This is a genomic window from Photobacterium angustum (assembly GCF_002954615.1).
In the GTDB taxonomy this organism is placed as follows: Bacteria; Pseudomonadota; Gammaproteobacteria; order Enterobacterales; family Vibrionaceae; genus Photobacterium; species Photobacterium angustum_A.
This window is the reverse complement of sequence record NZ_MSCJ01000002.1, coordinates 174260-193987: the sequence shown is the minus strand read 5'-3', so window position 1 is coordinate 193987 and position 19728 is coordinate 174260. Positions and strand designations below refer to the sequence as shown.

The following is a 19728-nucleotide window of genomic DNA, read 5'->3' as shown; positions in this document are numbered from 1 at the left end:
CGTTCAACAAATCCATGAAATAACCATTCCTAAACTATTGGGAGTGGTTTTTTTTTGCTCTTTTTTAGTTAAATGTGGTTGTAATAAACTTCCAGAACGAAACATGGTTTATTAACATTTTATGTTGTTATTTTGTTAAAGAAATAATGTGCTGAGCAAGTCAGGGATAAGTAATATTTATATCGGCATTTAGAGGGAAATATGGTCGGGAGTCGCAAAAAAATATGTAAATCTAGTCATGTAAAGGGGAAGGGATTGCGCTAAGAGTAGAAATCATTATTGTTTGTTGCACAAAACTAAAATACCTCCTGTTTCTCTCTTAATTTGCCCCACCGAGATGGTGGGGAACTTTTATAGCTCCAATCCTTAGAGCTATATAAACAACGTATTTTACTCGTTGTCTTCTTCTACTTGCTCAGGGAAAGCATCATCACCACCGGCAAGCACGCGTTGACGCTCTAGCTCTGGCGCGTACCACTCATCTAATTTACGGCGAACTTGATCGACGCCAATACCTTTTAACGAAGAGAAAGCTTCAACCTGTACGTCACCTTCTAACTCTTTAGTCATCTGACGGATTTTTAATACCTGTGCTTTACGAGCGCCACTTTTTAGCTTATCAGCTTTAGTTAGTAAGACCAGAACAGGTAAACGGCTTTCAAGTGCCCAATTAATCATTTGTTGGTCAAGATCTTTCATCGGATGACGGATATCCATTAATACCACAAGGCCTTGTAAGCACTCTCGACGCTGAAGGTATTCTCCTAGCGACTTCTGCCATTTTAATTTCATTTCAAGAGGGACTTGTGCAAAGCCATAACCCGGTAAATCGATAAGGTTACAGCCTTGAACCACTTCAAACATATTGATCAGCTGAGTACGACCAGGCGTTTTTGAAGTACGCGCTAACCCTTTTTGATCGGTTAAGCGGTTTAGGGCACTCGACTTACCCGCGTTAGAGCGACCAGCAAATGCAATCTCAACGCCTGCATCTTGCGGCAAGTGACGAATATCTGGCGCACTTGTGATAAAACTTGTATTTCTGTAGTTGAGAGGTTGATTCACTGTTAACTCCGTCTAGTCTTCAAGTAGTCGACTGATTGCTTTTATGTGAAGATGTATAAAATATGTTAAACCGAGCTCGGTTTGGGATCGTATTGTATACTATGTAAGTGAGCATTACTTGTGGTAGTGGAAGCCCTATAATTATAAATGGAATGTCATGAAGAAATTAATATTAATATTAAGCCTTCTTGCTAGTTATTCGACCACGGCTGAAGAAGGCAACATCGAAGCAGGTAAATTGAAAGCTGCAACATGTGCCGCCTGCCATGGTACAGATGGCAATGCAGCGTTGATGCAGCAATATCCTAAGCTTGCTGGACAGCACCCTAAATATCTTGAAAAGCAATTAAAAGAATACAAACTGGCAATGGCTACCGGCGGAAAACAAGGACGTAATAATCCTGTTATGGGAGGAATGGCCATGGCTCTTTCTGACCAAGATATAGCAGATATCGCAGTATATTATGCTTCCCTGCCTATTTCAGATAATACTTCCCCAAAAGAATCCGTTGAAGTCGCGCAACAACTTTACCGTTTTGGTGATACTGAACGTGGTATCGCTGCCTGTATTGCGTGTCATGGCCCTCGTGGCAATGGTACGAGTTTATCTGGATTCCCTAAAATCTCTGGTCAAAATGCGGAATACGTAAAACTTCAACTTGAAGAATTCCGTTCAAGTGCTCGTGCTAATGATATGAACGCAATGATGCGCTCGGTTGCTGCAAAATTAAGTGATGATGAAATTAATGCGTTGTCACAATATGTTGGCGGTTTGCATTAAATATAGTTCGCTCTCCATAGAAAAAAGCAGCCTTTAGGCTGCTTTTTTATTGTCTAACAATCATTGCTTTATATCTTTTGGTTCTTCATTCAGCAAGACTATTTTTACTTCTGTGTTATTTGCTCAGCAGCTTGTAAGAGATCTGCCATTTGTGAGGGTTGTTTTAGCTCGAAATTTTGTAGCTAAAAATATAATAACCATTAATAACAATGACTTGATTGTTATTGGTGGTTTGTGTTTTTAAAAATGTGATATCGGTACATTGTTTCAGTCTTTGGTTACTGTAGATTATCTCGTGTCGACAGGGAGAGCGACAATGGATGGAAGCGCTAGGACAGCATGAGCAGGAGCTCGAAGGATCACAGGACGTCTAGTTAGGATGACTAGGGTTGACGCAAGAAGCGTATTGGATTGTCAGGAAGACACTTACGGATAAGATTTTGCAACGACATGATGTCGACGCAATAAGCGGTACGTTACGGATAACGTGCTCACAAGGATGGTGGCATTATTATCAGGATGATAGTAAGCGGAAAGGAACGCCAACTCAGGACGAGTTGAATTGCTATGGACAGAACACGGAAGAGCAAAACTCATCAGGATGATGACGAACAACAAGCTCGCAAGGAAAGCACTAATAACAAAGGGAACGTTGCTTAACCGGGATGTTACACGCTAGTTAGGATGACTAGACAGAATATAAGCCAGTGGCTTACATATAGAGCGATAGGTGCAAGCCTATCGCTTTTTTCTTTTCCCCTCTTTTTCTATCTGCATTATAAACAAGTTAACTTGTTGATCTTTTATCTATCTTTATCGTATTTACAGATAAACTTGCACAATTTGTCGGCAAAACTACATCTTGACCGCGATTGGGTATAGAATAGCCCGCTCGATTTTACACCAGTTCCGATTTTGCTAATAATCGGCAACACCGGAGAAGTGATCATGCAGCCATGTCCACTGTGCCATAGTGAACAGCATGGAGTATTTGTTGAAGATAAAAATCGCTGCTATTTTCGTTGTCAGCAATGTGCGTTAATTTTTGCTGATCCTGAGGCTCAGTTATCACCAGAGCAAGAAAAAGCCGTTTATGATCAACATCAAAATAATCCAGATGATATGGGTTATCGCCAATTTTTAGGTCGTTTAGCGACACCATTAGTGGAACGTTTACCGGCTGGGCCATTAGATGCTTTAGACTTTGGCAGCGGTCCCGGTCCAACACTTTCCATTATGTTGGAGGAAATGGGATATAATATGGCGATCTATGATCCATATTTTGCACCTGATCCTAGTGTATTAACGCGTCAATATGACTTTGTTACGTGTACCGAAGCCATAGAACATTTTAATCAGCCTGCGAAGGAATGGGGGCTGCTGCTGAGTATGATTAAACCTGGCGGATGGCTAGGGTTAATGACAAAGCTAGCAACCGATGCCGAAGCGTTTACACGTTGGCATTATAAGAACGATCCAACCCACGTCAGTTTCTTTAGTCGCGATACGTTCCGCTTTTTAGCGCAACGTGATGGCTTAGAAGTTGAGTTTGTTGGAAATGATGTGATTTTGCTGAGGAAAACCCAGTAATGACCCGTAAAAAAAGAGGCCGTAAGATTGGTTCTGAAGGCCCAGCGGTATACCGTGATAAAACGCCGAACCAATTAGAGATCGAATCTCGCCAGCGCCAGAAAGCGAAAAAGCGTAAAGGCTTAAAAACTGGTAGTCGCCATTCTGCCGTTGAAGAAACTAAGCAGCGTAATGCCGCGCAGAAAAAAGACCCACGTCTTGGTAGTAAAAAACCAATTCCTTTGATCGTTGAGCCGAAAAAGCCAATGACCAAACAGCAACGTCGTATGTCAGCAGAGCAAGAATTAGCAATGCTTGAAAATGATGCGCAGCTGATGGTTCTTCTTGATCGCTTAGATGCTGGTGAAAAGTTAGGTGCAGGCTTGCAGAAACAAGTCGACCAAAAACTTGATCGTATTGAGCAGCTTATGAAGCAGCTTGGTTTGATGGAAGAAGATGAAGTTGAATTGTTCGAGGAAGATGAGTACCGCCCAGCGGTTAAGTCTGATGATGATTTACTCGATCAATTTGAAAAGATGGATTTAGATAAATTCGGTAAGGAGTAACCGTTGCAGGATTTGACGCTTCTGCTTGTTATTGGTGGCACAATTGTAACCGCGCTTGGTATTTATGCGGGAACGTTACTTGTTAAGCTATACCAACAAAATCAACGCCATAAAGTTTTTTTAGCCCGTGCTGAACAACAGCAAAAAGAGGCGATAGAAACGCGTAATAATACGATTTTAGAGAGCGTTTATGTGATTGCCGCAGCGACCAAGCAAGGACAATGTGATTTGTCTGAAGCGGCGATTCGTTTGTATAAGTTGATGGAAGCGCTACAGGCTGATAAGAGTGTTGATTTTGCAGCCACTTATCCAGCTATTACAGAGCTGTATGAGGTAGTAAAAGATATGCCTCGCGGTGAAGCGCGTCAACAAACAGAGAAACGTGCTCGAATGCGCTTTGATCTGGAGCGAATGAAGGCTGAAACTCGATTACAAGAAGCTATTGCGGTCGAGCTGGATGCTATCCTGTCTACGAAGTCTTAATGACTTGATCTGAACTATTACAGTCATCGTTTAATCTGATTAGGCGATGGCTGTATTGTCTTATAAACTATAAGTGTTATTCGTTTTACTATCATTACACGTTTAACTCTTTATTCTCCCTACAATATTGGAAATATGTCATGTCAAATGAGCAGATTATTTGGGATCAGGCCCTGATTGAAAAGTACAACTACTCAGGTCCGCGTTATACCTCTTACCCAACTGCATTAGAGTTTAATGAAGCGTTCACGTCTGCTGAATTTGAGATGGCATGTAAGCAATACCCTGATCGTAAGCTATCGCTTTATATTCACATCCCATTTTGTCATAAGCTTTGTTACTACTGTGGCTGTAATAAAATCATTACCCGTCATCAGCATAAAGCGGATGACTACTTGGATAAGCTAGAACAAGAAATTAAACAACGTGCGACTTTATTGGGCGATCGCCAAGTGAGTCAATTGCACTGGGGCGGTGGTACTCCCACGTTTCTTACTGCAGCGCAGATCAGCCGTTTAATGAATAGCTTGCGTGCGGCGTTTAATTTTGATGATGATGCTGAGATCAGCATTGAAGTCGATCCGCGTGAAATTGAACTCGATATTCTTGATCACCTTCGCAGTGAAGGCTTTAATCGCTTAAGTATCGGGGTGCAAGATTTTAATAAAGAAGTGCAAAAACTGGTTAACCGTGAGCAAGACGAAGCGTTTATCTTTGCGATGGTTGAGCGTGCACGTGAGTTGGGATTCCGTTCAACGAACCTTGATTTGATTTATGGTTTACCGCTACAAAATCGTGAAATGTTTGCGAAAACATTAGAGCAAGTACTGGCGATGAATCCGGGGCGTTTATCGGTGTTTAACTACGCCCACATGCCTAAATTGTTTGCGGCACAGCGTAAGATCAGCGAAGAGCTATTACCGAGTGCCAAAGAAAAGTTAGGTATCTTACAAGATACAATTGCGACGTTGACGGGAGCAGGATACCAATTTATTGGTATGGATCACTTTGCAAAACCGGATGATGAATTAGCAATTGCACAGCGTGAAGGGATTCTGCACCGTAATTTCCAAGGTTACACCACTCAAGGTGAGTGTGATTTATTAGGAATGGGTGTATCAGCGATTTCTATGATTGGTGATTGCTATGCGCAGAACCAAAAAGAGTTAAAGCATTACTACCGTGATATTGAAGAAAAACAAAACGCACTGTGGAAAGGGGTCTCGCTAGATGCGGACGACCTACTGCGTCGTGAAGTGATCAAAGCCCTCATTTGTAATTTCCAGCTTGATAAGAAAGCGATTGAAGCGGAATTTAATATCAATTTTGATCAATACTTTGCTGAAGATTTAGAGCTTTTAAAGACCTTTATTGATGATGAGTTAGTATCGGTGGATCAGCAATATATCTTCGTTGAGCTGAAGGGACGTTTATTGATCCGTAATATTTGTATGTGTTTCGATAAATACTTACGTGATCGCGCTCGCCAACAGCAGTTTTCACGAGTGATTTAATCTTCTTGGATTAAATAATAAGCCCCATTCGAGCAATGCTGGAATGGGGCTTTTTGTTATCTGGTTTTTATCGCGTGAGTGATTAGCTGCGTTGTGCTGCCATCTCGCGAAGAGCTTGTTTCTCGTTTTCACTCAAGAAGGCGATCTCTAAGCCATTGCGTTGTGCTTGTTCGATTTGCGCTTGGCTTAATCCAACAGCGGGTGCTGCCACCTCATATTCGTAAGGTAATTCAATACCTTCAACGGCAGGATCATCAGTATTGAGGCAGGCTAAAATACCATGCTCGAGGAATGGTTTGATAGGGTGATCTTTGATATTGCTAATAGTACTGGTTTGAATGTTTGAGGTAATGCACGATTCAATACCAATTTTATGCTCTGCGAGATAATCCATCAGTTTTGGATCTTGAATTGCCTTTACACCGTGACCAATACGTACTGCGCCAAGCTCATTAATGGCTTGCCACATACTTTCAGAGCCCGCTGCTTCACCAGCATGAACGGTTACACGTAAGCCCGCATCACGAACCTGTTTAAAGTGTGCGTTAAATTGTGCGCCAGGCTGACCTAATTCATCGCCGGCTAAATCGATAGCGACCAATTTATCTTTGTGAGCGAGTAAGCCATCAAGCTCTTGCTGGCAAGCCTCAACACCAAAGGTACGACTCATAATACCGATCAAATTCGCTTTGATACCAAAGTCACGACAACCAGCTTCTACTCCATCAATAATGGCTTCAACTACACCAGCGATCGGTAAGTTGTGCTTCATTGCCATGTAGTAAGGTGAGAAACGTAGCTCGGCATAATCAATTTGTGCATTCAAGGCATCTTCAACGTTTTCATAAGCGACACGACGACAAGCATCGAGATCGCCTAATACTGCAACACCCCAGTCTAGCTTTGATAAAAAAGCCACAAGACTTGGCTCAGCTTCAACGATCTGAACGTGTGGGCGTAAACTTTCTAGATCATGGCCCGGTAGTGCCATATTAAATTGCTGGCCAAGTTCTAAGATAGTTTGAGGGCGAATATTGCCATCAAGGTGACGGTGTAGATCCGTTAAAGGAAGATGCTTGTTGATCATTATGATTATTCCGATGAAAACTGAGCGTTAAGTATAAGCAAAGTGTATAACGTGAACATAATCGTTGCAGCTAAATGTGATCGTCTTCACCTGCAACCCGATTTATGTTGTGATAGTTAGTCGTTAATACCCAGCTCTTTGAGCTTTCTGGTAAGGGTATTTCTTCCCCAGCCTAATAATCGAGCCGCTTCTTGCTTATGACCGTGGCTATGTTGTAGCGCAGTCTCTAGCAAGATTTTTTCAAACTCAGGTAGGGCTTCTGCCAATAAGTTTTCATTACCTTGCTGTAATTCTTGCTTGGCCCATTGCTGTAAGCCTTGTTGCCAATGTCGATTATCTTGCTGAGTTGATAAAGTGTTTTGAGTATTTTCAAGTAACTCAGGGGGGAGATCGCTAGGTAAGACCTCGCTGCTGCTTGCCATGACAGTAAGCCAGCGACAAATATTTTCTAATTGGCGAACATTACCCGGCCAATCCAGTGCAGCTAGCTGTTCGGTCGTGTTAGGGTGCAGGGTTTTGACTTCTACTCCTAACTCGTTCGACGCGCGTTGTAGGAAGTGGCGCGCCAGTTGAGGGATATCTTGGCGACGATCTTTTAGAGACGGTAAATGCACCCGAATAACGTTTAAGCGGTGAAACAAATCCTCACGAAAATCACCACTTGCGACAAGACGCTCTAGGTTTTGGTGCGTTGCAGCAATAATACGGACATCGACGTTAACGGGAGAGTGTCCACCGACACGATAAAACTGCCCATCAGCTAAGACACGCAGTAAACGGGTTTGAATATCTAATGGCATATCACCGATTTCATCGAGAAACAGTGTTCCACCGTTGGCTTGTTCAAATCGTCCCTGACGAACACTGTTGGCGCCAGTAAATGCGCCTTTTTCATGCCCAAACAGTTCTGATTCAATCAAGTCTTTGGGAATAGCGGCCATATTCAGGGCAATAAAAGCATTTTTACTGCGTGGACTATGGCGATGTAAAGCGTGGGCGACAAGCTCTTTACCTGTGCCAGATTCGCCGTTAATTAACACCGAGATGGATGAGCGAGAAAGGCGACCAATAGCACGGAAAACTTCCTGCATGGCAGGGGCTTCACCGATAATTTCAGGTACCGCTTTTACTTCCGTTTCTGGTTGTTGTTGACGTTTCTGCTCTTGGCTATGACTGACCGCGCGCTCAACAAGACTCACAGCTTCATCAATATCAAATGGCTTAGGGAGATATTCAAATGCCCCACGTTGATAGGCGTTCACAGCGGCATCTAAGTCTGAATGTGCCGTCATGATTATCACAGGTAATAGTGGGTAATCTTGTTGTAAGAGTTTTAGTAACGTTAAGCCATCTGTTCCCGGCATTTTAATATCAGAGACCAATACATCAGGGACATTACGCTCTAGCGCTTCAAGCACACTATCGGCATTGGCAAATGTTTCACATTTCATGCCAGCGGTAATAAGTGTTTTTTCCATTACCCAGCGAATAGAGCTGTCGTCATCGACAACCCAAATTAATCCTTTGCTCATACGTTACTCTCCTAATCGTTATTATTGTATTGGTAAATAGATCGTAAAGTTGGTGTGTCCTGGCCAGCTAATCACTTCAATTTTGCCATTATGTTGGTCTATTAAATTTTGTGAGATCGATAGCCCTAACCCTGTACCATCAGCATTACCGGTTACCATTGGATAAAATAAGGTGTCTTGGATCGCGGCTGGGATCCCGGGACCATTATCGATAATCTCAATTTTTGCGGCGATGCGGGCGTATTTACCTTGGATCAAGGCTTGATGAGCTGTACGGGTTTTGAGCTTAATTATTCCGCCATTCTGCTTTTTTAGAACATGAGCAGCGTTACTGACAATATTGAGTAAGGCTTGCTCGAGTTGTTCGGTATCCATTTCAATCTCAGGCAGACTTGGATCGTAGTCGCGCTCAATCACAAGATTACTGTCGTTTTCCAGTATGATCAGCTGACGTACTTTTTCTAATACGAGATGAATATTATCGGTTTTTCTGATGCCTGGGCGTTGCGGGCCTAATAGCCTATCAACCAAATTACGTAATCGGTCGGCTTGCTCAATAATCATTTGGGTATATTCGACATAACTAGGGTCGGGTAGTGCTTTTTCAAGTAGCTGTGCAGCGCCTCTTAAGCCACCTAGTGGGTTTTTTATCTCATGAGCTAACCCTCGTACTAATTCTTTTGCTGCTTGCTGCTGAGCTAATTGGGAGAGCTCTTGGCTTATACGACGTTGTTGATCGATAGGTTTAAGCTCCAGCATCACGAAAAGATTTTTTTGCCATGAAATAGGGCTGGCATTTAAGGCGAGAAGGTGGCGCTGTTCATCAATCACAAAAGCGACATCACTATCAGCTAGGCCTTGACCACTTTGTAACGTAGCTGCGATTACATCGAGATCAAGTGAGGAGTACTGTAATAACTCAGGTAACGTAATGCCCAGCAAACGGCGCTTACTCGACGATAACAGTTGTTCTGCGGCAGGATTGACATAACGAATCGTTAAGTGCTCATCCAGTAGTATGACCGCAGTAACAAGGTTATCAATAATTATAGGGGTAAAAGCGGTAGTCACAATCAGCATCCTTGTTGATTACCTAAACCATCAATAGGCTTATTTAGGTCAAATGCACCAAATTGGTGCATCTGAGTGTAACCTGTTTATTGCTGATCGGGCACTGTTAATTGATGAAACTGTGGACTAGCGAGGCTGTACTGGCTTTGGCTTGTTTGCCTTCACTGTGGCTCGATGCAGATAAACGGTAATACTATCTGACGATGCAATAACCTTGCCGCCTTTAACTAGTTGAATTTGTAGCTGGTGGCTGCCACGATCAATGTTATCTAATGTCCAAGTGAGTTCCGTTTGAGGTTCACCTTTAACCACGCCATCTAATACTAATTGCGCTTGGGTTTGATTGTTAAGTTTGCTGTTGGTGACCGCATGAATATTGATGATACCTTCGTTATTACGGATGGTTTGCTCATGCATTGGCGAAACTAAACTGACGGTTGTAATGGTTTTTGCTGGCTCTTCTACCACGGTAATATCAGTGGTTTGAGTGTCAATAGTATCTGCGGTTTGTTCAATATTGCCACTGACTTCTGTCACGCTTAAAGGGTAAGCGGTGGCATCGGGCGTTTGAGGTTGATCGGTAAAGTGCACCACGCCATTTTCATCTGTCCATGAGTAGATAGTTGAAGCATGTGTCGGTATTGATGTGACCCATATGATAGCCACAATTGTTGCGGGTGTTACTTTTATAAAACGAGAGAGTTTCATCCATTAACTCCAAGTTTGATAGCACTGGACGGAGGGATCAAAGAAACTTTATTGTCGTTGCTTTGTGACGAACAACAAGATCAAAAAGGCCTGCTTGTGAAGCAGGCCTAAGTATTTAATGTTTAGTAATTAAATGATTACTTAAACAGAGTAGTAAAGTTCAAACTCTAGTGGGTGAGTTGTCATGTTTACTTTCTCAACGTCTTGAGATTTCAGTGCGATGTAAGAATCGATGAAGTCATCAGAGAATACGCCGCCAGATGTTAGGAACTCACGGTCGTCGCTTAGTGCTTGTAGTGCGCCTTGTAGCGATTCTGCAACTGTTGGGATTTCAGCCGCTTCTTCTGCTGGTAGGTCGTACAAGTCTTTATCCATCGCTTCGCCTGGGTGGATCTTGTTCTGGATACCGTCAAGGCCAGCCATTAGCATTGCAGCAAATGCTAGGTATGGGTTAGCTGCTGGATCACCGAAACGTACTTCGATACGACGTGCTTTAGGGCTTGGTACTACAGGAATACGGATCGACGCTGAACGGTTACGTGCAGAGTAAGCTAGCATTACTGGAGCTTCAAAGCCTGGAACTAGACGCTTGTATGAGTTCGTTGCTGGGTTAGCAAATGCGTTGATTGCACGTGCGTGCTTGATAATACCACCGATGTAGTAAAGTGCCATTTCAGAAAGGCCGCCGTACTTATCACCAGAGAATAGGTTTACACCGTCTTTTGCTAGTGATTGGTGAACGTGCATACCAGAACCGTTATCACCTACTAGTGGCTTAGGCATAAAGGTTGCTGTTTTACCAAATGCGTGTGCAACGTTATGAACTACATACTTGTAGATCTGAATTTCATCTGCTTTTGTTGTTAGCGTGTTGAAACGTGTTGCGATTTCGTTTTGACCTGCTGTTGCTACTTCGTGGTGGTGAGCTTCAACAACTAGACCCATTTCTTCCATGATTAAACACATAGCAGAACGGATGTCTTGTGATGAATCAACAGGTGCTACTGGGAAGTAACCACCTTTAACGCCAGGACGGTGACCTTTGTTACCGCCTTCGAAATCAGAACCTGTGTTCCATGCTGCTTCTACGTCATCAATCTTGAAGAAAGAGCCTGACATGTCAGTGTTAAACTTAACATCGTCAAATAGGAAGAATTCTGGCTCAGGACCGATAAGAACCGTGTCTGCGATACCTGTTGAACGCATGAACTCTTCTGCACGCTTCGCGATAGAGCGAGGATCACGGTCGTAACCTTGCATTGTTGCTGGCTCTAAAATATCACAACGGATATTTAGCGTAGCATCTTCAGTGAATGGGTCTAGTACCGCGCTTGACGCGTCAGGCATCATTACCATGTCTGATTCGTTGATACCCTTCCAACCTGCAACTGAAGAGCCATCAAACATTTTACCTTCTTCGAAGAAATCAGCATCAATTTGATGAGATGGGATCGAGATATGCTGTTCTTTACCTTTTGTATCGGTAAAACGTAGGTCAATAAACTTAACTTCATTTTCCTGGATCAGCGCTAGTACGTTTTCTACTGACATCTTGAGTAACCTCCGGTGTTATATAAGGGCATGGCCGCAAATCTAGTGTTGCTCATTTCTGAGAATGAGCAGATCTGAATGTTCTTAAGCGAAAACCATGCCAATTTTTAAAAGCTTTAAAAATGCGGTTTTTACGCATTGCTAAAGCTTAATTAATCCATTTTTGCACTATCTTGATGCACGTATGCACCATTTTGGTGCGGTGGCGTGTCATTAACAATAATAGAACATGCTTACTATCGCGATGTTAAAAATTATTGTCAATTCATAATATCCTTAAAAAAGTGTTTTTTTATTGTTAAATGAGAGCTGTGTACCTTTAATGATGTTTTTTATCCGTAAGGAGTGAGAAAGCAAGGTTAAGAGGGTATTTATGGCCTGAATAGAAGGGTTCAAAAAAATAAAATTAGGCCAAAAAGCGAGTAAAAATGCGGCTCTAGAGCATGGTCATAAAAAAGCTGGTGATATAAATCACATATTTCGTGGGTTTTGGCGTAAAATCTGTTAAATTATGAGCCGTTTTTTTAATCAAGTAGCCTCTAGTGAAGATGCTGCATGTTCTGAGTGAATGTGAAACTAATGTCTAATCAATCGATCGATAAATTAAGAAATATCGCAATTATTGCTCACGTTGACCACGGTAAAACTACCCTGGTTGATAAACTTCTACAGCAGTCTGGCACGTTAGAGGGTCGCGGCGAAGCCGAAGAACGTGTGATGGATTCTAACGATATCGAGAAAGAGCGTGGCATTACCATTCTTGCTAAGAACACAGCAATCAACTGGAATGACTACCGCATCAACATCGTAGATACCCCTGGACACGCCGATTTCGGTGGTGAAGTAGAGCGTATCATGTCTATGGTTGACTCTGTATTGCTTATCGTTGACGCAGTTGACGGCCCTATGCCTCAAACACGTTTCGTAACGCAAAAAGCGTTTGCATACGGTCTTAAGCCAATCGTTGTAATCAACAAGATTGACCGTCCAGGTGCACGTCCTGAGTGGGTTATGGATCAAGTATTTGACCTATTCGATAACCTTGGTGCAACTGACGAACAGCTAGACTTCCAAGTGGTTTACGCATCAGCACTAAACGGTTGGGCAACACTAGAAGAAGGCGAAACTGGCGAGAACATGGAACCATTGTTCCAATCTATCGTTGATAACGTTGCAGCGCCTTCAGTGGACGTTGATGGCCCACTACAGATGCAAATCTCTCAGCTAGATTACAGCTCTTACGTTGGTGTTATCGGTGTTGCTCGTATTACTCGTGGTACAGTGAAAGCTAACCAACAAGTAACTATCGTAGGTGCTGACGGTTCTAAGCGTAACGGTAAAGTAGGTACAGTTCTAGGTTACCTAGGTCTTGAGCGTCATGAAGTTGAAGAAGCGAAAGCGGGCGACATCATTGCAATCACAGGTCTTGGCGAGCTTAAGATTTCTGACACTATCTGTGATCAGAACTGTGTTGAAGCACTAACGCCGCTTTCTGTTGATGAGCCAACAGTTACCATGACTTTCCAAGTAAACAACTCTCCGTTTGCTGGTAAAGAAGGTAAGTTCGTTACTTCACGTAACATCCTAGAGCGTCTTCAAAAAGAACTAGTACACAACGTTGCACTACGTGTTGAAGAAACAACTGACCCAGATAAATTCCGCGTATCAGGTCGTGGTGAACTTCACCTATCGATCCTGATCGAAAACATGCGTCGTGAAGGCTACGAGCTAGCAGTATCACGTCCTGAAGTTATCATCAAAGAAGAAGACGGCCAGCTAATGGAACCGTTTGAAACTGTGACTATCGACGTGGTGGAAGAGCACCAAGGCGGTATCATGGAGAACATCGGTCTTCGTAAAGGTGAGCTAACTGATATGGCACCAGATGGTAAGGGCCGTGTTCGCATGGACTTCATGATGCCTTCTCGTGGTCTTATCGGTTTCCAAACTGAGTTTATGACACTGACTTCAGGTTCAGGTCTTCTTTACCATACGTTTGATCACTACGGTCCTCACAAGGGCGGTACTATCGGTCAACGTAACAACGGTGTATTGATTTCTAACGCAACAGGTAAAGCACTGACTTATGCATTGTTTAACCTACAAGAGCGTGGCCGTCTATTCACTGAGCACGCAGACGAAGTTTACGAAGGTCAGATCATCGGTATTCATAACCGTTCTAACGACCTCACAGTTAACTGTCTGAAAGGTAAGCAGCTTACAAACGTTCGTGCTTCTGGTACTGACGAAGCGCAAACTCTTTCTCCTGCTATCAAGTACACACTTGAGCAAGCACTAGAATTCATCGATAACGATGAGCTAGTAGAAGTTACACCTTTAAGCATCCGTATTCGTAAGAAACTTCTTACTGAAAACGATCGTAAGCGTGCAGGTCGTGCAAAGTAATTACTGATTAATTTCATTAGTTATTAAACAATCCCTCGGTTGGTAACAATCGGGGGATTGTTGTATCTGAAGGGGGAAATATGGGGATTGTTGTATCTGAAGGGGGAAATATGGGGATTGTGGCGAATGGCTGAAGATAAGTGTCGGACTGGGAGGTTAGGGCAAAGAAAAGGTGAGCCGTGGTGCTGACTCACCTTGTCGATAGCTTATTTCTTTAGATGACCAATAAAGCGGTTAGATTCTGCAATGGCGCTGTTCATATCGCGGATCGCTTGTTGGATCTCGCGTTGCAGTGAGTTGAACTCACCTTGTAGCGAGCCAATTGCTGCTGCATTTAGATTATGCTTTAGGTATAACGTGTTATCACGCAAAGTATCTAACACAGGCTCCATTTTTTGCTCTGCACGTTTCATCGCAGATAGCATTTTTTGATACTGTACTTTGGTTGCTCGTAGCTTGTTTGCACTATCACGTTTCAGTGTTGCACTCTTATAAAGCGCAAGCTCGTCATTCCATTCTTCAAACAATGCATCAGCCACATCTTCAATAGCAGCGATACGATCTTTTACTTTATTGACTGCCGCTTCACTGTCTTTGTATTGATCATTAACGTCGTTGTATGCGGCTTCTAACTCACCACCATTGAAATTATTTAATGCTTTAAGCCCTTCAAGCGCACTGGTAAATTGCTCTTGTGCATTTTTTTGGGCCGCGTTGGCGTCTTCTACCCGATCAACCATGATGTCACGTTTATGGACGCCGACTTGCTCCATCGCTGAGTAATAGGCTGATTGGCAGCCGGAAAGTAAGCTAACGCTAAGTAAAATAGCAAGAAAATAAGGCATGTTATGCTCCTAGTAAGACATGCTGCGCTGAAATAAATCAATCTTAACGTTTGTTCTAACAAGAGAGAATTGATTGATAAGACGCAAATAAAGAGTTGAGAGAAGGCAAAAAATGAAAGCCTTTTCACAATGTGTATAAGATTAATAGAACAAAGTTATAAGGCTGACAACAAACCAATGGCGAAGTTGCAATTTGGTCCCAAAATCCATCTGATGATGGATTATTTTTCGTATTTAATCCAGCGAGTGAATCATGATCGTTTAACGGTTACCGCAGGCTCAATGGCTTATGTCACTTTATTATCACTTGTGCCGCTTATCACTGTTGTTATTTCGGCGTTATCAGCAGTGCCGGTATTTGCTGGGCTTGGTGAGCAACTACAAAATTTTGTGATTGAGAACTTCGTACCAGCGGCCGGCGCGGTCGTGAAAACCTACTTAAATGAGTTTGTTTCTAATGCTGGCAAAATGACTGCTGTCGGTATTGCGGCTTTATTTGTGGTTGCCATGATGTTGATTTCATCAATAGATACCTCGTTAAATTATATCTGGCGAATTAAAAAGAAACGTCGTTGGATTATTTCGTTTTCAATCTATTGGATGATTTTAACGTTAGGACCGATCCTGTTAGGTTCTAGTATTGCGGTAAGCTCTTACCTTGGTTCACTGGCATTACTTGAACATCAAGCATTACACGGTCTTTTACAGCAGTCCTTACGCTGGTTTCCTTCTCTTATGTCGAGTTTGGCATTTTTATTGCTCTACTTATTAGTACCGAATTGTAAAGTGACGTTCCGTCATGCACTGATTGGTAGTCTAAGTGCGAGCATTTTATTTGAGCTAAGTAAGAAAGGTTTTGCGATTTACCTCGCGCATTTTCATTCTTATCAGATGATTTACGGCGCCTTAGCTGCAATTCCTATCTTATTTGTCTGGATTTATTTATGTTGGTGCATTGTTTTACTGGGCGCAGAGATCACGGCCAGTTTAGGTGAGCGTGGTTTTTGGGAGCAGGCGAATCAGTTATCATTACCGACAGAGAAAAAACCTGATGACACGTCGCAGAATATGAAAGAGGAAGAAAAATGATTGCACTGATCCAACGAGTTACTGAGGCTAGTGTGACGGTAGATGGACAGATCACTGGCGCTATAGGCAAAGGCTTGTTAGTGCTGTTAGGCGTTGAAAAAGGTGATGATGAAGCAAAAGCGCAAAAATTGCGTGATAAAGTGCTCGGTTACCGTGTCTTTAGTGATGACGATGGCAAAATGAATTTAAACGTACAGCAGGCGGGTGGCAGTGTATTGGTTGTATCGCAATTTACATTAGCTGCGGATACTAAAAAGGGTATGCGCCCAGGTTTTTCGAGTGGGGCTGCACCTGTTGATGCTGAACGTCTTTATGAATATTTTGTCGAACAATGTAAGGTAAAAGAAATTCAAACTGAAACGGGTATCTTTGCTGCCGATATGCAAGTAGCACTAAATAACGATGGTCCAGTGACGTTCTGGCTACAAGTCTAGAAAATCACATTAGTATCAGAGATACACCATAAACCGAGAATGGAAAGAGAGGGAATTCATGTTTCGATTAGTGACGCCTCAAACAGATGAGCAGTTGGCGAGCTATTACCATTTTCGTTGGCGGATGTTGCGTGAACCTTGGCAGATGCCGCAAGGCTCTGAACGTGATGCGTATGATGAACTGAGTGAACATCGTATGATCATCAATAATCGTGATCAGGTGGTAGCGATTGGGCGTTTATATTTAACGCCTGATAATGAAGGACAAGTACGTTACATGGCGGTTGACCCTGATGTTCGTCACCATGGTTTAGGTGGCTTAATTTTAATGGCTCTAGAATCACTCGCAAGGCAAGACGGTGCTAAGCGCATGGTGTGTAATGCTCGCGAAGATGCGATCCCGTTTTATTTAAAAAATGGCTTTGCCAGTGAAGGTGAATTGAGTGATGAGCGAGGCCCTGTTCGTCACCAACAAATGCTGAAACATCTTGAGCCATTGAATGAAGTTGTGCGTCATCCTGAATGGTGTCAGGAGTTACAAACACTGTGGCAACAACAGATCCCGATCAGCGATAAAATGGGGATAAAAATCAACCAATACACAGGTTATCGCTTTGAAGTGAGTGCGCTGTTTAATGCTAATTTAAACCCCAATGAGTTTATGTTTGCGGGTAGCATTTTTACCATGGCAACCTTAGCGGGCTGGGGCTTTATTTGGTTATTGCTTAAAGAGCGTGGGTTAGAAGGCAATATCATTTTGGTTGATAGTCACATTCGTTATTCTGCCCCTGTGACAGAGCGACCTAAAGCGGTGAGTACCATAGAAAATTTACGCGGTGATATTGATCGCTTAGCGAAAGGTCGTAAAGGTCGCATTAGTGTCGATGTGAATGTGTATAGTGGCGGTAAAGTTGCTTCTAGTTTTACCGGTACTTATTTGATCTTGCCGCTACACGTTGAAAACGAATTCACTTCTATTTGATCTGCATGCCAACGACGATCGACTTGTTGGCAGTTTTCTTTTAATACCCACTCCAGTTGTTGTTGTGTTGGGATCGCTAGATCCCAATGACTGGTGAGTGATAGGCTAAAATCATCATTGCTTGCGAGCCAAGTAGGAATGGTAACTCTTCCTCTTTCAGCTGTGATATTTAGAGGTGATAGTATTAATGCTTGGGGGGTACTATCGCTGTTTTCATGGTTGTTATCTAATACCGTACCGAGTAACTTTCTTTTCGTTTTCCAATTATCGAGTAATTGGGTTGGTGCAATATTATCTAAATGAATATCTCTAAAGGTAAGAGCGGTTTGTCCAGATAAACTGTAATTGAAGCTTTGGCGGTTACTTGCTAATCCTTGTGCGTGTAATGTTCCGTCAATTTTACCGTTTAATGGCAGTGGTAATTTGAACCAACGATAAATGAGAGCGGCGGGAACACTATCATTGGAGATAGAAAGAGACCAAGGTTGACCTTGTTGCGCTAATTGAATATTCGCATTAGCTGTTAGCATGCCATCAGTAAAAGGTAAGACAAATTTATTGATCGCCCAATCGCCATTGGAACTGCTCATTTCTACAATTGGATCGATAAAAACAATTTGGTTGATACTAGCAAAGCCAAGGCTGGTATCAAGATCGCCTTGCCATAACCCCCATTGATGCTGATGTTTTACTACCACATTGTTACCGTCAATATTAATCCCGGCGAGTTGAAACGGTAGCTGAGTGTCTGTTGATGTTAACTGTATATTATTGATATCAAGCTTATCGATAGTTAGCTCTGATAGCCCTGAGGTTAATGTTTTTGTTGTTTGGAACCACTGTGGAGGAAGAAAGCCTTTTATACCTGAGATCAACAATTTTTTTAGTGTGACCTTATCAGGTGCAATTTCTCCATCCATATGCATATAGCCATTGAGTAACTGAGCCGAAATACCCTGACTGTCGATCTTTTCCGGCATGAAATTCAGCTCAACGATCGGTTGTTCAAATACGATATCGTGCCATTTCGCATTACTGGCACTGACAGATAAATGGGCGTTATCTTGTTGCCAGTAACCGTTAGGCCATGACCAGTTCTCTAATGACAAATTAATATTATCAGCAGCCCAACTAGGTTGTTCAATACTGCTGTCTAGAATGTCTGCGCGTTTAATCATGATATGACGAACGGGCGTAGAATCAGCTAACCATTGTGGCAATGTTTGCAAGGGTTGTGATTGCTGAATGCGAAGGTCAGTGAGAGTGAGTTGATCTAACGTTAATAACTGGGTGTCACTATTATAGTTTGCCGTGCCATTAAAGTTCGCTCGTTGCCATTTTCCTGAAAACCCAGCCAGTTGCCACTGTTGCTTTTGTTTTGTTCCGTTTAATAACAGATTTTCTAGCGTTTGATTGCGCCATGTTATTTGCGGAACACTTAATTGAAACTGTCCACTAAATTGCTGCCACCAAGGTTGTTGACGATCACTATATTGCCAATTATCGATTTGAAGTTGCGCATGGTTGATTGTTATCGCTGGAGTGGCTATGGAGAGATCATTAATCGCTAAACGGTTAATAGAAAATGCAGAGAGATGTTCAAATTTATCCCATTGCTGATGATGTAAATTGATCCCATCAATAATGACGTTAGAAAAAATTAGATGTTGTGTTTGTAATGAGCGTGATGAAAGTTCGAGAGTGATACTGTGAACTGACAATAAGGTTTTATCCGCCTTCTTTACGGTTAGCGGTTGAAGCGTTATTTGTAGCGGTTGTTTTATATCATAGTGTAATTGTGTTTCAGCTAACTGGTAGTGGGAGAAAAAGGCGAGGGTATGGTTGAGTATGGGAGTTGCGTAGCGGGTTTGCAGCAAGACGATAAGTGCCGCGATACTCAGTCCGCCAAGCAGTAATACAGAAGCAATAAGTTTGGCAACCCAACGCATAATTCATTCCCTGAAAGCCATTAACACATTTTATTATCTATATGACGAGATTGGCGCAAATATGAGTACTTGGCAAGGTATGTGAGTCGGATTTGA

The 19728-nt window shown here is 42.6% G+C and carries 17 protein-coding genes; 9 read left to right on the top strand and 8 right to left on the bottom strand.

Going from position 1 to position 19728, the window contains the following annotated elements; all coding sequences use genetic code 11:
* Window positions 1-390 precede the first annotated feature (390 nt).
* Entirely contained in the window at window positions 391-1065 is a 675-nt protein-coding gene (gene yihA, locus BTO08_RS14570) for a ribosome biogenesis GTP-binding protein YihA/YsxC (protein ID WP_105061451.1), read from the bottom strand.
* A 157-nt stretch (window positions 1066-1222) separates the two neighbouring features.
* Here yihA and BTO08_RS14565 point away from each other — a divergent pair, with 157 nt between their 5' ends.
* The 5 genes from BTO08_RS14565 to hemN all read left to right on the top strand — a co-directional run bounded on the left by BTO08_RS14565 (window position 1223) and on the right by hemN (window position 5978).
* A complete protein-coding gene (locus tag BTO08_RS14565) occupies window positions 1223-1846 on the top strand; it encodes a c-type cytochrome (RefSeq protein ID WP_105061450.1) in 624 nt (207 codons plus the stop codon).
* A gap of 948 nt (window positions 1847-2794) precedes the next feature.
* The gene (locus tag BTO08_RS14560) at window positions 2795-3436 is read left to right on the top strand and encodes a class I SAM-dependent methyltransferase (RefSeq protein WP_105061449.1); all 642 of its coding nucleotides are present in this window, start codon (window positions 2795-2797) and stop codon (window positions 3434-3436) included.
* Window positions 3436-3981, top strand: coding sequence for a Der GTPase-activating protein YihI (gene yihI, locus BTO08_RS14555; RefSeq protein WP_045084567.1), 546 nt, complete (start codon window positions 3436-3438; stop codon window positions 3979-3981). The genes BTO08_RS14560 and yihI overlap by 1 nt, the downstream gene beginning before the upstream one ends.
* A gap of 3 nt (window positions 3982-3984) precedes the next feature.
* Window positions 3985-4464: a DUF2489 domain-containing protein gene (locus BTO08_RS14550; protein WP_005372498.1), complete on the top strand. Its 480-nt coding sequence runs from the start codon at window positions 3985-3987 to the stop codon at window positions 4462-4464.
* A gap of 140 nt (window positions 4465-4604) precedes the next feature.
* The gene (gene hemN, locus BTO08_RS14545; RefSeq protein WP_105061448.1) at window positions 4605-5978 is read left to right on the top strand and encodes an oxygen-independent coproporphyrinogen III oxidase; all 1374 of its coding nucleotides are present in this window, start codon (window positions 4605-4607) and stop codon (window positions 5976-5978) included.
* Window positions 5979-6060: 82 nt separating this feature from the next.
* Here the strand turns inward: hemN and add are convergent, their stop codons facing one another.
* From add to glnA, 5 genes are all read right to left on the bottom strand, one after another.
* Window positions 6061-7065: an adenosine deaminase gene (gene add / locus BTO08_RS14540; protein ID WP_105061447.1), complete on the bottom strand. Its 1005-nt coding sequence runs from the start codon at window positions 7063-7065 to the stop codon at window positions 6061-6063.
* A gap of 116 nt (window positions 7066-7181) precedes the next feature.
* Entirely contained in the window at window positions 7182-8597 is a 1416-nt protein-coding gene (gene glnG, locus BTO08_RS14535) for a nitrogen regulation protein NR(I) (RefSeq protein WP_105061446.1), read from the bottom strand.
* A gap of 21 nt (window positions 8598-8618) precedes the next feature.
* Window positions 8619-9668 (bottom strand): nitrogen regulation protein NR(II), encoded by a 1050-nt coding sequence (gene glnL, locus BTO08_RS14530; RefSeq protein WP_105061491.1) that lies wholly within the window; start codon window positions 9666-9668, stop codon window positions 8619-8621.
* A 126-nt stretch (window positions 9669-9794) separates the two neighbouring features.
* Entirely contained in the window at window positions 9795-10376 is a 582-nt protein-coding gene (locus BTO08_RS14525; protein ID WP_105061445.1) for a DUF4124 domain-containing protein, read from the bottom strand.
* Between the two features lie 141 nt (window positions 10377-10517).
* A complete protein-coding gene (gene glnA / locus BTO08_RS14520; RefSeq protein ID WP_005372511.1) occupies window positions 10518-11927 on the bottom strand; it encodes a glutamate--ammonia ligase in 1410 nt (469 codons plus the stop codon).
* 579 nt (window positions 11928-12506) lie between these two features.
* Here glnA and typA point away from each other — a divergent pair.
* Window positions 12507-14333 (top strand): translational GTPase TypA, encoded by a 1827-nt coding sequence (typA, locus tag BTO08_RS14515; RefSeq protein ID WP_105061444.1) that lies wholly within the window; start codon window positions 12507-12509, stop codon window positions 14331-14333.
* A 206-nt stretch (window positions 14334-14539) separates the two neighbouring features.
* On the opposite strand, the gene BTO08_RS14510 is transcribed toward typA, so the two are convergent.
* Window positions 14540-15178, bottom strand: a complete 639-nt coding sequence (locus tag BTO08_RS14510; RefSeq protein ID WP_105061443.1) for a DUF2959 domain-containing protein — start codon at window positions 15176-15178, stop codon at window positions 14540-14542.
* A 177-nt stretch (window positions 15179-15355) separates the two neighbouring features.
* On the opposite strand from BTO08_RS14510, the gene BTO08_RS14505 reads away from it, so the two are divergent.
* Genes BTO08_RS14505 through BTO08_RS14495 form a run of 3 tightly spaced genes read left to right on the top strand, consistent with a single transcriptional unit; the run spans window position 15356 to window position 17683 of the window.
* The gene (locus BTO08_RS14505; protein ID WP_105061442.1) at window positions 15356-16267 is read left to right on the top strand and encodes a virulence factor BrkB family protein; all 912 of its coding nucleotides are present in this window, start codon (window positions 15356-15358) and stop codon (window positions 16265-16267) included.
* Window positions 16264-16701, top strand: a complete 438-nt coding sequence (dtd, locus tag BTO08_RS14500; protein ID WP_045084559.1) for a D-aminoacyl-tRNA deacylase — start codon at window positions 16264-16266, stop codon at window positions 16699-16701. The genes BTO08_RS14505 and dtd overlap by 4 nt, the downstream gene beginning before the upstream one ends.
* A gap of 58 nt (window positions 16702-16759) precedes the next feature.
* Window positions 16760-17683 (top strand): bifunctional GNAT family N-acetyltransferase/hotdog fold thioesterase, encoded by a 924-nt coding sequence (locus BTO08_RS14495; RefSeq protein ID WP_105061441.1) that lies wholly within the window; start codon window positions 16760-16762, stop codon window positions 17681-17683.
* On the opposite strand, the gene BTO08_RS14490 is transcribed toward BTO08_RS14495, so the two are convergent.
* The gene (locus BTO08_RS14490; protein WP_105061440.1) at window positions 17635-19632 is read right to left on the bottom strand and encodes an AsmA family protein; all 1998 of its coding nucleotides are present in this window, start codon (window positions 19630-19632) and stop codon (window positions 17635-17637) included. The genes BTO08_RS14495 and BTO08_RS14490 overlap by 49 nt on opposite strands.
* Between the last annotated feature and the right edge of the window lie 96 nt (window positions 19633-19728).